13 protein-coding genes and 1 riboswitch are annotated in these 12676 nt (G+C 70.4%); of the genes, 9 read left to right on the forward strand and 4 right to left on the reverse strand.

The features are described from left to right. The first annotated feature begins 822 nt into the window (after positions 1 to 822). Positions 823 to 1010, forward strand: a riboswitch (cobalamin riboswitch). Positions 1011 to 1242: 232 nt separating this feature from the next. The 7 genes from ACLF6P_RS08230 (at position 1243) to ACLF6P_RS08260 (ending at position 6369) form a co-directional block, all read left to right on the forward strand. Continuing rightward, the gene (locus tag ACLF6P_RS08230; protein WP_415949191.1) at positions 1243 to 2157 is read left to right on the forward strand and encodes an ABC transporter substrate-binding protein; all 915 of its coding nucleotides are present in this window, start codon (positions 1243 to 1245) and stop codon (positions 2155 to 2157) included. A 37-nt stretch (positions 2158 to 2194) separates the two neighbouring features. Continuing rightward, the gene (locus ACLF6P_RS08235; protein WP_415949192.1) at positions 2195 to 2479 is read left to right on the forward strand and encodes a hypothetical protein; all 285 of its coding nucleotides are present in this window, start codon (positions 2195 to 2197) and stop codon (positions 2477 to 2479) included. After that, a complete protein-coding gene (locus ACLF6P_RS08240; RefSeq protein ID WP_415949193.1) occupies positions 2476 to 3579 on the forward strand; it encodes a FecCD family ABC transporter permease in 1104 nt (367 codons plus the stop codon). Before ACLF6P_RS08235 ends, ACLF6P_RS08240 begins: the two co-directional genes overlap by 4 nt. Then, on the forward strand, positions 3576 to 4652 hold the full coding sequence (locus ACLF6P_RS08245; protein ID WP_415949194.1) for an ABC transporter ATP-binding protein: 1077 nt from the start codon (positions 3576 to 3578) through the stop codon (positions 4650 to 4652). Before ACLF6P_RS08240 ends, ACLF6P_RS08245 begins: the two co-directional genes overlap by 4 nt. Further along, positions 4646 to 5365: a (2Fe-2S)-binding protein gene (locus ACLF6P_RS08250; RefSeq protein WP_415949195.1), complete on the forward strand. Its 720-nt coding sequence runs from the start codon at positions 4646 to 4648 to the stop codon at positions 5363 to 5365. Before ACLF6P_RS08245 ends, ACLF6P_RS08250 begins: the two co-directional genes overlap by 7 nt. After that, positions 5362 to 5922, forward strand: coding sequence for a DUF7676 family protein (locus ACLF6P_RS08255; RefSeq protein ID WP_415949196.1), 561 nt, complete (start codon positions 5362 to 5364; stop codon positions 5920 to 5922). Before ACLF6P_RS08250 ends, ACLF6P_RS08255 begins: the two co-directional genes overlap by 4 nt. Positions 5923 to 6042: 120 nt before the next feature. Next, positions 6043 to 6369 (forward strand): NUDIX domain-containing protein, encoded by a 327-nt coding sequence (locus ACLF6P_RS08260; RefSeq protein ID WP_415949197.1) that lies wholly within the window; start codon positions 6043 to 6045, stop codon positions 6367 to 6369. Here the strand turns inward: ACLF6P_RS08260 and ACLF6P_RS08265 are convergent. Continuing rightward, positions 6273 to 7604: a class I SAM-dependent RNA methyltransferase gene (locus tag ACLF6P_RS08265; RefSeq protein WP_415949198.1), complete on the reverse strand. Its 1332-nt coding sequence runs from the start codon at positions 7602 to 7604 to the stop codon at positions 6273 to 6275. The genes ACLF6P_RS08260 and ACLF6P_RS08265 overlap by 97 nt on opposite strands. Positions 7605 to 7813: 209 nt before the next feature. Beyond that, positions 7814 to 9883 carry an APC family permease gene (locus ACLF6P_RS08270; protein ID WP_415949199.1) on the reverse strand — a complete coding sequence of 690 codons (2070 nt, stop codon included), beginning with the start codon at positions 9881 to 9883 and terminating at the stop codon, positions 7814 to 7816. Between the two features lie 164 nt (positions 9884 to 10047). Here ACLF6P_RS08270 and ACLF6P_RS08275 point away from each other — a divergent pair, with 164 nt between their 5' ends. Together ACLF6P_RS08275 and ACLF6P_RS08280 are read left to right on the forward strand one after the other, a co-directional pair. Beyond that, positions 10048 to 10716 carry a potassium channel family protein gene (locus ACLF6P_RS08275; protein ID WP_415949200.1) on the forward strand — a complete coding sequence of 223 codons (669 nt, stop codon included), beginning with the start codon at positions 10048 to 10050 and terminating at the stop codon, positions 10714 to 10716. Then, positions 10716 to 11384 carry a potassium channel family protein gene (locus ACLF6P_RS08280; protein WP_415949201.1) on the forward strand — a complete coding sequence of 223 codons (669 nt, stop codon included), beginning with the start codon at positions 10716 to 10718 and terminating at the stop codon, positions 11382 to 11384. Before ACLF6P_RS08275 ends, ACLF6P_RS08280 begins: the two co-directional genes overlap by 1 nt. Positions 11385 to 11482: 98 nt before the next feature. On the opposite strand, the gene ACLF6P_RS08285 is transcribed toward ACLF6P_RS08280, so the two are convergent. Both ACLF6P_RS08285 and ACLF6P_RS08290 read right to left on the reverse strand, forming a co-directional pair. Continuing rightward, positions 11483 to 12274, reverse strand: coding sequence for a DUF3159 domain-containing protein (locus ACLF6P_RS08285; RefSeq protein WP_415949202.1), 792 nt, complete (start codon positions 12272 to 12274; stop codon positions 11483 to 11485). A 3-nt stretch (positions 12275 to 12277) separates the two neighbouring features. Continuing rightward, positions 12278 to 12676, reverse strand: a complete 399-nt coding sequence (locus tag ACLF6P_RS08290; RefSeq protein WP_415949203.1) for an OB-fold nucleic acid binding domain-containing protein — start codon at positions 12674 to 12676, stop codon at positions 12278 to 12280.

Genomic DNA, 12676 nt, shown 5'->3' on the forward strand with positions numbered 1-12676 from the left:
TAGGTGTGCCTAACAAAGGCAAGGCTAACCTAACTCAACGTCATCGCGAGGGCAAACAGGAGCGACGCCGACGCGGCCACTACCTGACAGCACGTCACATCGCTTCCGTCCAGCGGCAGTCCGACGGTCCGGCGCGGTGAGAGAGGAACGACCACCGCGGCACGCACCGGATGCGCCGCGCCGGTCCCGTAGAAGACGGACGGGCCGGCACGACGAGACCTGCCGCCGCGCCCGAAAGGCCGGCTCCGGCTCCGCGACGTCGGGCGCGTGCCGCGCCGGCCTGTGGAGCCACGGGTCCTCCGACGCGGCGGCGTCGACGACCGGGCCGGGCCGGAGCAGCGGGCCACCAGCCTCTCGCCCGACGCCGGAGGGCTCTACGACGGCCACGTTGTCGAGGCAGTCGGGCACCCGCACCGGGCCTCAGCGCGCGGCCCGACGGCCTGGTCTCCCGTGCATCGAAGTCCGGTCGTTCGTCGTGGCCTCGGACCGCCGTCGCCCGGTTGCCGATCGCCCTGCCTGTCCTTGACGAACCGACCAACGAACCGACCAACGAACCGACCAACCACCTGGACATTCGCCACCAGTTGGAGGCCCCAGGCACCTTGCGGCAGCTGCCGGCGACGGCCCTGGCGGCCCTGCACGACCCGAACCTTGCCGCCTACTACCGCGACTGTCTCTTCGCGCTGCGCCCACGGGCGCGCACCAGGTGGCCTTCCTTCCCGGCGAGCCTCAGCCGACCGCACCGAGCAAGGCGGAGCACTCTTCGCCATGACGGCTGCGCCTGTGGCTGTGGTTGATCGCACAGAGGCGGGTCTGGCGGGCCCTGGCCGGTTCTGCGATGCTTCCGTCCGACAAGCGACGGCGGAACGAGGAAGCCGGTGAGATTCCGGCACGGTACCGCCACTGTGTAGGGGGAGCGACTCCACCCATGGCCACCGCCCCATCCGGGGTGGGAAGGCCGGAGAAGCTGTGATCCCAAGTCAGGAGACTCACGCCGTCGCACCTCGATGTACGGGGCGGATTTCCCCAGGAGAGGCGGTGGCACTCGTGTGCCTGCGTATGTGCGGTGGCAGCCTCGTGCTGCCCGTGGCTCTGCGGAGCAGACCTGCCCGGCTTGACGCATGGGCCCGTTCCTTCCGGTTCTGACGGCCCCTCGCTCGGCGGACTTCCCCGCCCTGTACGCCGCACCACGCGCCCCGCCATGCCGGTGCGCGCTGCCCACGCACGCCACCAGGAGTCATCTTGTCCGTACGGTCCCTCATGCCGGGCCGCCGTCAGGCGGCCGCCGCAGCCTTTCTGACCGCAGCCCTCACACTCACCGCGTGCGGCGGCAACTCCGGCCCACCCACCGACGCCACGACGGAGGTCGCCGGGAAGGGCTGCATCAAGGACTTCGACCCGGCCAAGGACTACTTCCCGGTCAAGTCGACGGTGAAGCACGCCAAGAACTTCTCCCTCCGGTACGAGAAGAGCTACCAGGTCCTCACCGTCAAGGAGCCCTTCCCCAAGGGCAAGCCCGAGTCCTACGTGCTGGTCAAGTGCGGTGCGCCGAAGCCGAAGCTGACCGGTGAGCTGGCGTCTGCGCAACAGGTCTCCGTTCCCGTCAGGAGTCTGTACTCGGCCTCCACCACCCATCTTCCGCTGCTGACCGAGACCGGCACCCTGGACGTGCTGACCGGAGTCGCGAGCGCCAGGGCCATCTCCTCCGCCGAGGTGATCGAGCGGGTGAAGGCAGGCAGGATCACCGAGTACGCCAAGGACCGCACCCTCAACGCCGAGACCGTCATCGGCGCCAAGCCTGACGTCCTGATGACCCAGGGCACCGACGACCCGCAGTACCCCAAGCTGCGCCAGGCGGGCATCACCGTCGTCGCCAACGCCGAGTGGCTGGAGCCCAGTCCGCTCGGCCGGGCCGAGTGGGTCAAGGCGATGGCCGCGCTCACCGGGGCGGAGCAGCGCGCCGGCGAGGTGTTCGCCACCATCGAGGGCGACTACCGGAAGGTCGCCGAGAAGGGCGCGCAAGCGGTCAAGGCGGCCAAGCCCGTGGAGGTCCTGCCCGGCACGATGTACCAGGGCACCTGGTACATGCCCGCCGGCAGCAGCTACGCCGCCCAACTGATCAAGGACGCGGGGGGGCACCTACCCATGGGCCGGTGAGCCGGGCACCGGCAACCTCCAGCTGAACTTCGAGGCCGTGTACGCCAAGGGCGGCCAGACCCCGGTCTGGATCGCCGACCAGCAGTGGAAGTCCACCACCGACGTGGTGAAGGCCGACAGCCGGTACGGGCAGTTGAAGGCCGTATCCGACGGTGCGGTCTGGACGAACACCAAGGCGCTCGGCCCCGGCGGCGGCAACGACTACTTCGAGCGCGGTGTGCTGCGCCCTGACCTCGTCCTCGCCGACCTCTTCGCGCTGATGCACCCGGACCGGGCGAAGGACCACACGTTCACCTTCTACCGGCAGGTGCCCAGGGCGTGACGACGCACATGACCCCGACGTCGGTCGCCGTCCCGGACGCCCCGCACGCCGCGCGGCCGGGACGGCGGCGCCTCGCCGTCGTCCTCGCTCTCGCGGTGGGCAGCTTCGTGCTGTTCGTGCTCACCATCGCCACCGGCTCCCATCCGGTGCCGGTGGCGGACGTGGTGCGGATCCTGTTCGGCGCCACCGTCGACGACCCGCGCTGGACCGTGATCGTCGAAGAGGTCAGGCTGCCGCGCGCGCTGACCGCCACCGCAGTCGGGGCCGCCCTCGCGGTGGCGGGCGTGCAGATGCAGACGCTGTTCCGTAACGCGCTGGCCGACCCGTTCTCCCTCGGGCTGAGCTCTGGCGCCAGCATCGGCGTCGCCGCCGTCGTGGTGGGCACCGGCGGCGTCGCCGGCAGCTTCACCGGAAACCTGGCCGGCCTGGGCCGCGTCGGCGTCGTCATCGCCGCTTCGCTCGGCGCCGCCGCCGTGCTGGCCCTCGTCCTGCTCCTCTCCAGGTGGGTGAAGTCGGCCGTCACCCTCCTCGTCATCGGCGTCATGATCGGCTCGGCGGCCACCGCGGTGGTCGGCGTGATGCTCGTCTACGCCCGGCCCGAGCGCGCCCAGCAGTTCGTCATGTGGGGCCTGGGCAGTTTCAGCGCCACGACCTGGCCCGACCTGCAGGTCATGCTGCCCGTGATCGGCGCGGGCTTGCTGGCGGCGCTGCTGACGGCGAAACGACTCAACGCCCTGCTGCTCGGCGAGGACTACGCCCGCACCATGGGCCTGAACGTACGGCGCAGCCGCAACCTCACACTGGTCGGCACCTCGCTGCTGGCGGGTGCGGCGACCGCGTTCTGCGGCCCCGTCGCGTTCCTCGGCCTGGCTGTCCCGCATCTGACGCGCGTGGCGCTGGGGACCTCGGACCACCGGGCGCTCGTCCCGGCGTCGATGCTCGCCGGGGCGTTCCTCGCGCTGGCGTGCGCCCTGCTGAGCCAGCCGCCCGGAACGGACTCCGTGCTGCCGCTGAGCGCCATCACCTCGCTGTTCGGCGCCCCCGTCGTCATCGCGATCCTGATCCGCAGCCGTCGTGGCGTACAAGGAGTGGCCTCGTGAGCGACACCATGACCGAACCCGCAACAGGCACGGCCGGCAGGCAGGACCGCGACCACGCCGGGGGTCTCGCCACCCAGGGGCTCGCCGTCGGCCACCGGACCCGGTCGCCGCGCAGGCGCCGAGCGAGCCGGCCCGTGCTGTCCGGGCTCGACCTGGAAGCGCGGGCCGGCGAACTGACCGTGCTCCTCGGGCCCAACGGCGCGGGCAAGTCCACGCTGCTGCGCACCTTGTGCGGACTCCTGCCACCACTCGACGGCCGGATCCGCCTCGGCGGGACGGACGTGGCGCACCAGTCACCGGCCGCTCTCGCCCGCCGTCTTGCGGTCGTCCTGACCGACCGGGTGGACGCCGGGCTGCTGTCCGTACGGGAACTTGCCGGGCTCGGCCGACACCCGCACACCGGATTCACCGGCCGCCTCACCGACGCGGACCACGCGGCCGTGGAGTGGTCGCTGAAGGCGGTGGGCGCGGGACATCTGGCGGACCGGCCGGTCGCGGAACTGTCCGACGGCGAACGTCAGCGCGTATTGACCGCCCGCGCCCTCGCCCAGGAGCCCGAGGTCGTCCTCCTCGATGAACCCACCGCCTTTCTCGACGTGCCCTCGCGCGTGGCGCTCACCGTTCTGTTGCGCGACCTCGCGCGGGACAAGGGCCTGACCGTCGTGGTCAGCACCCACGACCTGGAGCTGGCGTTGCGGGTGGCCGACGCGGTCTGGCTCGTCGACCGGGAATCCGGTGTTCACGCCGGGGCGCCCGAGGACCTGATCCACAGTGGCGCCGTCGCCGCCGCCTTCGACGCCGATCACCTCGCCTTCGACGCGGTGTCCGGCACGTTCGGCCTGCGGCGCACCGCCCGCGCCCACGTGGCGGTGGATGCGCCGGCCCATGTGCTCCCGCTCCTCGAACGAGCCCTTGCCCGCGAAGGACTGGCCCTCGCGGCCCCGACCGAGCCGACCGCCGACAGGAAGGTGAGCTGGGGCGGACCAGGCCGGCTCACCCTCACCGGACCGGATGGGCAAGTCGTCCGCGTCCACGGCTTCCACGCGCTGACACGGGCGGTACGAACATGGTGACCGCCGCCATCACCTCCGACATGCTGGCGCGTGTCTCCGCGATCGGCCCCTACTTCGCGGTGGCCACCGGTCCCCGCCCCGCAGCGCACGGCTTCCGTCCGATGACCGACCTGTACGCGGACCGGGAGGCGCTGGAGCAATGCGTACGCGTCGTCTCCGGGCGGCTGGGCACCGACCAGCTCAGGGTGGCCGCGTCCACCCTGCACCTGGGCACCACCTCCAGGCTCTGGTCCATCGCCCTGGCCTGCGCCACGCTCACCGGCCGCGTCCCTGATATGGCGCCCGAACAGCTGTGGTGGCGCCTGCCCGCCTCCGGCCCCCTCGACCTCTGGCTCCCGGACCCGCGGGAAGTAGACCAGGAACCACACCCGGCCCTGCACCACACCGTCATCGTCCAGAACCTGGTCCCCTGGGCCGATGCCGTACGGCGCGCGTCCGGCGTGTCCCCGCACACCCTGCGCGGCAACGCCGCCTCGGCGCTGATCGGAGCCCACCGCGTCCTGCTCGCCGGAGCGCCGCGAACCCTTCTCCCCGTCGTACCCCTCGTCCGGGCGCTGCTGGACCGGCCTCCACTGTCAGCAGCCGGCACCCACCGCGCCGCCCCGTCCGAGTCGCTCGCCTACCAACGACGCAGCTGCTGCCTGTACTACCGCGTGCCGGGCGCCGGCACCTGCGGCGACTGCGTCCTCAACGCCAAGGAGAAGAGCTCATGACCACCACCGAGCCGACCATTGTCGAAACCCCCGGCGGCGGCACCCAGCACGTCTGGCCCCTTCCGGTCGACGAGGCCACCCTCCTCGACCTGATCACCACTGTCTTCACCGACCACTGGCAGCACATCCACTTCGGGCCCATCATCGAAGGCGCCGCCTGGGAGGTCGGCGCCCCGGGCGCCCCGACAGCCATCACCATGAACGACGGCTACGCCACCGTCGACTTCGGCGCCTGGCACTTCCACCTGTGCATCGGTGAGCACACCGCCTCCGGCCCCGAGCTCGGCCGCATCCGCCGCTGCTCGCGCGCCGAGCTCTACCGCAGCATCGGCTCCGACGGCACTCCCGTCAGCTGGGGAGTCCGCCTGTTCAACGGCCGCGACGAGCAGATGATGACGGTCCTGCTGCCCAACCCCTTCCTCACCGACCGCCAGGAACTCCTCGACGCTCCCGACTTCACCCGGCTCGACGCATGGGACGCGCTGCGAGCCCGCTTCCTCTCGCTGCCTGCCGACCCTCTCGACCGCACGGGCAAGGGCTTCAAGCACAGCGGTTGACCACAGCCCGACGCCCCGCTGCGCCGTGCCGAGCCGCCGTCACCGACGTGGGCCTTCACCTGGCGACAGGGCGCAGGCGATCCTCTTCACCCGGATGCGGCATGCGAATTGAGTTCACCTGTGCCTCTGCCTCCCTTGAAATTACGTCACTCGGTACGCGCGATCATCCTGGATGAGAAGGCTCGCGTTCTGCTCTGCCGATGCGTACTTCCGGGCGAGGTTGTCCGGGTAACGCCTGGAGGTGGCGTCGAGGAGGGCGAGTCGATGCACGCGGCGCTGAAACGAGAACCGCACGAGGAAGTCGGTCGAGGAACCGCCGGCGATCCTCAGCAATCCAGAGAAGAAGCAGGTCAGAGCCCTTTTGCCGCAGGCTCCAAAATCGCCACGCACTCCACGTGGTGGGTCATCGGAAACAGATCGAACGCCCGCAGCGTCCGTACCCGGTAGCCCGATTCCTGGAAGTAGCCGATGTCGCGGGCCAGCGCTGCCGGGTCGCAGGCCACGTACGCGATGCGGCGGGCGGCGAGGGAGGCGAGGTGGTGGACTGTTTCGCGGCCCGCGCCCGCGCGTGGGGGGTCGAGGGCGATGAGGTCGACCTCGGTGATGCCCGTGCGCGGGAGGACGGATTCGACCTTGCCCTGTTCGATGCGGACGCGGTCGAACGAGGCGAGGTTGTGGCGGGCGTCCTCGACGGCGCGTTTGCCGGATTCGATGCCGAGGACCGCGCCCTTGTCGCCGACGCGGTCGGCGAGGGCGCCGGCGAAGAGGCCGACGCCGCAGTAGAGGTCGAGGGCCATGTCGCCCTTGCGTGGGAGCAGGCCCTGCATGACGGCGCGGACGAGGGTGTCGGCGGCCTTCGGGTGGACCTGCCAGAAGCCGCCCTCGGCCACGCGGTGGGTGCGGTCGTCCGCGCGTTCGCGGACGAAGGGGCGGCCGTGGACGCGGTGGACGGAGCCGTCGCGTTCGTGGATGCGCAGGACGGAGACGGGCTTGTCGAGTTCGACGAGAGGGAGGCGGGCGCCGGGGCGGGGGGTGAGGATGACCTGTCGGTCGTTCGAGCCCGTGGCCGCGATCGCCTCGATGGAGGCGATGCCGGGCCATTCGCGCGCCTCGATGCCGAGTTCGGTGACGCCCGGGGCGGCGATCATGCAGTGGTCGATCACTTCGACCTCGTGGGAGCGGTGGCGGCGCAGGCCCGCCTTCCCGGTGGAGGCGTCCACCGCGTACTGCACACGCGTGCGCCAGGCCGGAACCTCGCCCGCGGGGAGTTTGTCGCCCTCGGCCGGCATCACCGTGCCGTCCCAGCCGGCCTCCTCGGGGGTGAGCCCGGCGAGGCGCTGCAGTTGTTCGGCGATGACCTCGCCCTTGAGGCGGCGCTGGGCGCCGGGCTTGGCGTGCTGCCAGTCGCAGCCGCCGCAGCGGCCGGGGCCGGCGAAGGGGCAGGGGGCCTCGATGCGGTCCTTGGAGGCTTCGAGGATGGTCACCGCGTCCGCGCGGAGGAAGCGGGCGCCCTGTTCGCCCTCGGTCACGCGGGCGATCACCCGTTCGCCCGGCAGCGTGTGGCGTACGAAGAGGACCTGGCCCTCGGCGGTACGGGCGATGCAGTGGCCGCCGTGTGCGACGGGGCCGACCTCGACCTCGTACTCCTCCCCGACCAGCGAGTTCTTGGGTTCAGCCTGCATGGCGGGGGCAGCTCCTGGGGGACGTGAGCGGGCGGTCGGACGACAGCCCACCAGTCTACGTGGGGTTGGGGTGGGGTCCGTCCGTCCGCCCACCACCTGGAGTCGGCCGAACGGGCCCGGCGCCCGTCGTCAGCCGCGCCCGTTGTCAGCCGGTCCCGTCGTCAGCCGCGCCCGTCGTCAGCCGCTCCCGTCGTCAGCCGGTCCCGTTGTCAGCCGCGCCCGTTCTGCTTCTTCGCCGCATTCTTCCCGGCAGGGGTCTTCTTCTCGACCGGCCCCCGCCGCACCGCCCCCGGCGCGTTCCATTCCGAGCGCTTGCCTGCCCGCCGCTTCGCGGCTTCGGAGGATTCCAGCTGGTAGGGGACGGAGGTGACCATGACGCCCGGTGTGAACAGCAGGCGGCCCTTGAGGCGGAGTGCGCTCTGGTTGTGCAGCAGGTGTTCGTACCAGTGGCCCACCACGTACTCGGGGATGATCACCGAGACCGCGTCGCGCGGGCTCTCGCGGCGCAGGCTCTTCACGTACTCGATGACCGGGCGGGTGATCTCCCGGTACGGGGAGTCGAGGACCTTCAGTGGCACGTTGATGCCCCGCCGCTCCCATTCCTCCTTGAGCGCCTTGGTCTCCGCCGGATCCACGTTGACGCTGAGCGCTTCGAGGGAGTCCGAGCGCATCAGCTTGGCGTAGGCCACGGCGCGCAGCGTCGGCTTGTGGATTTTGGAGACGAGGACGATCGAGTGGACCCGGGAGGGGCGCACGCTGTCGTCGGAGGGGCCTTCGGGGGCTGCGATCTCGGCGGAGACCCGGTCGTAGTGCCGGCGGATCGCGGTCATCGTCGCGTAGAAGACGGCCATGCCGAGCAGGGACACCCAGGCGCCGTGGCTGAACTTGGTGACCAGGACGACCACCAGGACCAGGCCGGTGAAGAAGGCGCCGAAGGTGTTGATCGCGCGCGAGCGCATCATGCGGTGGCGCTTGGCCGGGTCCTGCTCGGTGCGCAGATGGCGGGTCCAGTGCCGCACCATGCCGGTCTGGCTGAGCGTGAAGGAGACGAAGACGCCGACGATGTAGAGCTGGATCAGCCGCGTGGAGTCGGCGTCGTAGACGATGACGAGGGCGGCCGCCGCGCCCGCGAGCAGCACGATGCCGTTGGAGAACGCGAGCCGGTCGCCGCGGGTGTGCAGCTGGCGGGGCAGATAGCGGTCCTGCGCGAGGATCGAGCCGAGCAGCGGGAAGCCGTTGTACGCGGTGTTCGCGGCGAGGAAGAGGACCAGGGCCGTCGCGGCGGCCAGGAGGATGAAGAGGAACGATCCCTCGCCGAAGACCGCCTCGGCGACCTGGGAGATCACCGGGTGCTGGACGTAGTCGCCGCCGGCGGGCTGTCCGTCGATCAGGACGTCGTTTGCGGGGTTCTCGGAGAGCCGTACGTCGCTGGCGAGGGCGAGCGCGATGATGCCGCAGAACATGGTGACGGCGAGGCCGCCCATCAGGGCGAGCGTGGTGGCCGCGTTCTTCGACTTCGGCTTGCGGAAGGCCGGGACGCCGTTGGAGATCGCCTCGACGCCGGTGAGCGCCGCACAGCCGGAGGAGAAGGCGCGCAGGAGCAGGAAGACCAGGGCGAAGCCCGCCAGGCCCTGGTGCTCGGGCTTGATCTCGTAGTCGGCCGTCGGGGCCCTGAGCTCGTCGCCCAGGACGAGGCCGCGGAAGGCGCCCCACAGCAACAGCACGAAGACGCCGGTGACGAAGACGTACGTCGGGATCGCGAAGAGCTTCCCGGATTCCTTGACGCCGCGCAGGTTCATCAGGGTGAGCAGCACGATCACGGCGATCGCGCAGAGCACCTTGTGCTCGACCACGAACGGGATCGCGGAGCCCAGGTTCTCGATGCCCGAGGAGATCGACACGGCGACGGTGAGCACGTAGTCGACGAGCAGTGCGCTCGCCACGGTCAGGCCCGCGCGCCGCCCGAGGTTGACGTTGGCGACCTCGTAGTCGCCGCCGCCGCTCGGATAGGCGTGCACGTTCTGCCGGTACGAGGCCACCACGGTGAACATGAGGACCACGACCGCGGCCGCGATCCACGGGCTGAAGTGGTACGCCGACACGCCCGCGATGGAGAGCACCAGAAGGACTTCGCCGGGCGCGTACGCCACCGAGGAGAGCGGGTCGGAGGCGAACACGGGGAGGGCGATGCGCTTCGGCAGAAGTGTTTCACCGAGCCTGTCGCTGCGTAGTGCGCGCCCGATCAGGATGCGTTTGGGCACGTCGGTCAGTTTGGGCACGCAGTGGATCGTAAGGGTTCGAACGGACGCCCGCGCACCGGCCCGGGCGCGTGTGTGGCTCGGCCCCAGGTCTGAGACCCTGGTGAGCGCGGAACGGGCCACCTGCGGGGCGGGCCGGACCGCGCCAGACTTTTAACGGAAGATTGACAGCCGGAAGGACGGTCGTGCACATCGTCATCATGGGCTGCGGACGAGTGGGTGCCGCTCTCGCGCAGACCCTGGAGCAGCAGGGCCATACGGTCGCCGTGGTCGACCAGGACCCCACGGCCTTCCGCCGGCTCGGCTCCGGATTCGGCGGCCGCCGGGTCACCGGGGTCGGATTCGACCAGGACACCCTCCGCGAGGCGGGTATCGAGGACGCCGGCGCCTTCGCCGCCGTGTCCAGCGGCGACAACTCGAACATCATCGCCGCGCGTGTCGCCCGCGAGATGTTCGGTATCGAGAACGTCGCCGCCCGTATCTACGATCCGCGGCGCGCCGAGGTGTACCAGCGTCTGGGCATCCCCACGGTCGCCACGGTCCGCTGGACCGCCGACCAGATGCTGCGCCGGCTGCTGCCCTCGGGCGCGGAGCCGCTGTGGCGGGATCCCACCGGCGGGGTGCAGCTCGCCGAGGTGCACGCCTCGACGTCCTGGGTCGGGCACCGGATCAGCAAGCTGCAGGAGGAGACCGGGGTGCGGGTCGCTTTCCTCACCCGGCTCGGCGAGGCGATCCTGCCGTCCTCGCAGACGGTGCTGCAGGAGGGTGATCTGGTGCACGTCATGATGCGCACCGACGAGATCGAGAAGGTGGAAGCGGCGTTCGCCGAGGGCCCCGAGGAGGGCGGTCACTGATGCGCGTCGCTATTGCCGGAGCCGGTGCCGTCGGCCGCTCCATCGCGGGCGAGCTCCTGGAGAACGGGCACGAGGTCCTGCTCATCGACAAGGCACCCACCGCCATCTCGGTGGAACGGGTGCCGCAGGCCGAGTGGCTGCTCGCCGATGCCTGCGAGATCACCTCGCTCGACGAGGCGGCGCTGCAGCGCTGCAACGTGGTCATCGCGGCCACCGGTGACGACAAGGTCAACCTGGTCGTCTCGCTGCTCGCCAAGACCGAGTACGGGGTGCCGCGGGTCGTGGCCCGGGTGAACAACCCCAAGAACGAGTGGCTGTTCAACGAGTCCTGGGGCGTGGACGTGGCCGTGTCCACGCCGCGGCTGATGTCGGCGCTCGTCGAGGAGGCCGTCAGCGTGGGTGACCTGGTGCGGCTGCTGCGCTTCAGCCACGGCGACGCCAACCTGGTCGAGCTGACCCTGCCGGAGGAGTCCGCGCTCGCGGGCACCGTCATCGGCGAGATCAACTGGCCCGAGGACACCTCGCTCGTCACGATCATCCGCGGCTCCCGGGTGCTCTCGCCCACGGCTGAGGACTCCCTGGAGGCCGGGGACGAGCTGCTGTTCGTCGCGGCGCAGGCGCGTGAGGAGCAGCTGGAGGATCTGCTGTCGGTACGGCGGGAGTCCTGAGGTCGTGCTCGCCGACTGAAAGGGTCCGGGGCTTGCGCCCCGGACCCTTTCAGTTGAGCTTGACTTTCTGTGGGCCTACGCCCCCAGCCCCCCGATCACTACGGTTCGCTGCGCGGAGCGACCTGCTCGCGCTCGCGCGCCTGCTCCGCTTCCTCGGCCTCCTTGGCCTCCTTGGCTTCCTCCTCCGCCTTCTCCTTCGCCTCCATCTCGGCGAAGACATCGATCGGCGGCGGAGCCTTCGCGAGGAACACCCACGTCAGGTATACGGCGAGCAGGAACGGCGGGATCTTCAGGGCGACCAGGACCCAGCCGAACTTGGTGGTGTCCGCCCACCAGTACATCGGGAAGAGCACCGCGCACTTGCCGAGCAGGATCAGGCCCCACGCCCAGCTGGCCTTCGCGTAGGCCTTCTTGCGGCCCGGGTTGCGGGTGCGCCAGGAGAGGTTCTCCTTGAAGACCGGGCCGAGGATCAGGCCGATCAGCGGGACACCGCACAGGGTCGTGATGATGTACGCGAGGGCCAGGCCCAGCGTGTAGAGCATGCCGGGGAGGTAGAAGTCCTTGGCGTTGCCCGTCATCATCGCGAAGACCACACCGAAGGCCACACCGAAGACGCCGCTGAAGGCGTGCTTGATGGTGCCGCGGCGGGCGAAACGCGCCACGAGCAGCAGCAGGGAGACACCGAGCGCCGCGATGGCGGAGAGGTGCAGGTCCTTGTTGATCGTGTAGATGGTCACGAAGAGCAGGCCCGGCAGGACCGTCTCGATCATGCCGCGCAGTCCGCCGAAGGCCTCGAACAGGGCGGCTTCGGTCACCGCCTGCACGTCCGCGTCCGGCGCCGGGCTCGCTGCCCCTGCGTTCTCGTCGGTCGGCTTGTCGACTGACGTCACCGGCTACTCCTGTCCGAGCGGTCTGAGTTCGTACTTGGGGTTGAACAGCACCCGACGCCCTTGGCTCATCGAGACCCGCCCGGATGCAATCAGTCTGCGCCCTGGTTCTATACCCACGATCGAGCGCCGACCGAGCCATACCACGTCCAGCGCGGCCGATCCGTCGAAGAGCTCGGCCTCCAGGGCCGGGACTCCGGCACGCGGACGCAGGGTGACGGTGCGCAACGTACCAGTTACCGTGACGACCTGCCTGTCCTGGCAGTCGCCGATACGGGTGCAGCCCGCCGTGGCCGCGTCCTCCCGCAGCTCCTCGGACTCGATCTCCTCCTGGGAGGAGGACAGCCGGTCCAGCATGCGGCGAAAACGGCCGGCCGGCTTCTGCGGGCTCGGAACGTCACTCAT

It is taken from the genome of Streptomyces lothianensis (genome assembly GCF_047779955.1).
Lineage (GTDB): Bacteria > Actinomycetota > Actinomycetes > Streptomycetales > Streptomycetaceae > Streptomyces.

Excerpts from the sequence above, each read along its gene's own strand:
- ACLF6P_RS08250 (WP_415949195.1), top strand. The coding sequence starts at position 4,646 with ATGGTGACCGCCGCCATCACCTCCGACATGCTGGCGCGTGTCTCCGCG.
- ACLF6P_RS08280 (WP_415949201.1), top strand. The coding sequence starts at position 10,716 with ATGCGCGTCGCTATTGCCGGAGCCGGTGCCGTCGGCCGCTCCATCGCG.
- ACLF6P_RS08290 (WP_415949203.1), bottom strand. The coding sequence starts at position 12,676 with ATGAGTGACGTTCCGAGCCCGCAGAAGCCGGCCGGCCGTTTTCGCCGC.
- ACLF6P_RS08255 (WP_415949196.1), top strand. The coding sequence starts at position 5,362 with ATGACCACCACCGAGCCGACCATTGTCGAAACCCCCGGCGGCGGCACC.
- ACLF6P_RS08265 (WP_415949198.1), bottom strand. The coding sequence starts at position 7,604 with ATGCAGGCTGAACCCAAGAACTCGCTGGTCGGGGAGGAGTACGAGGTC.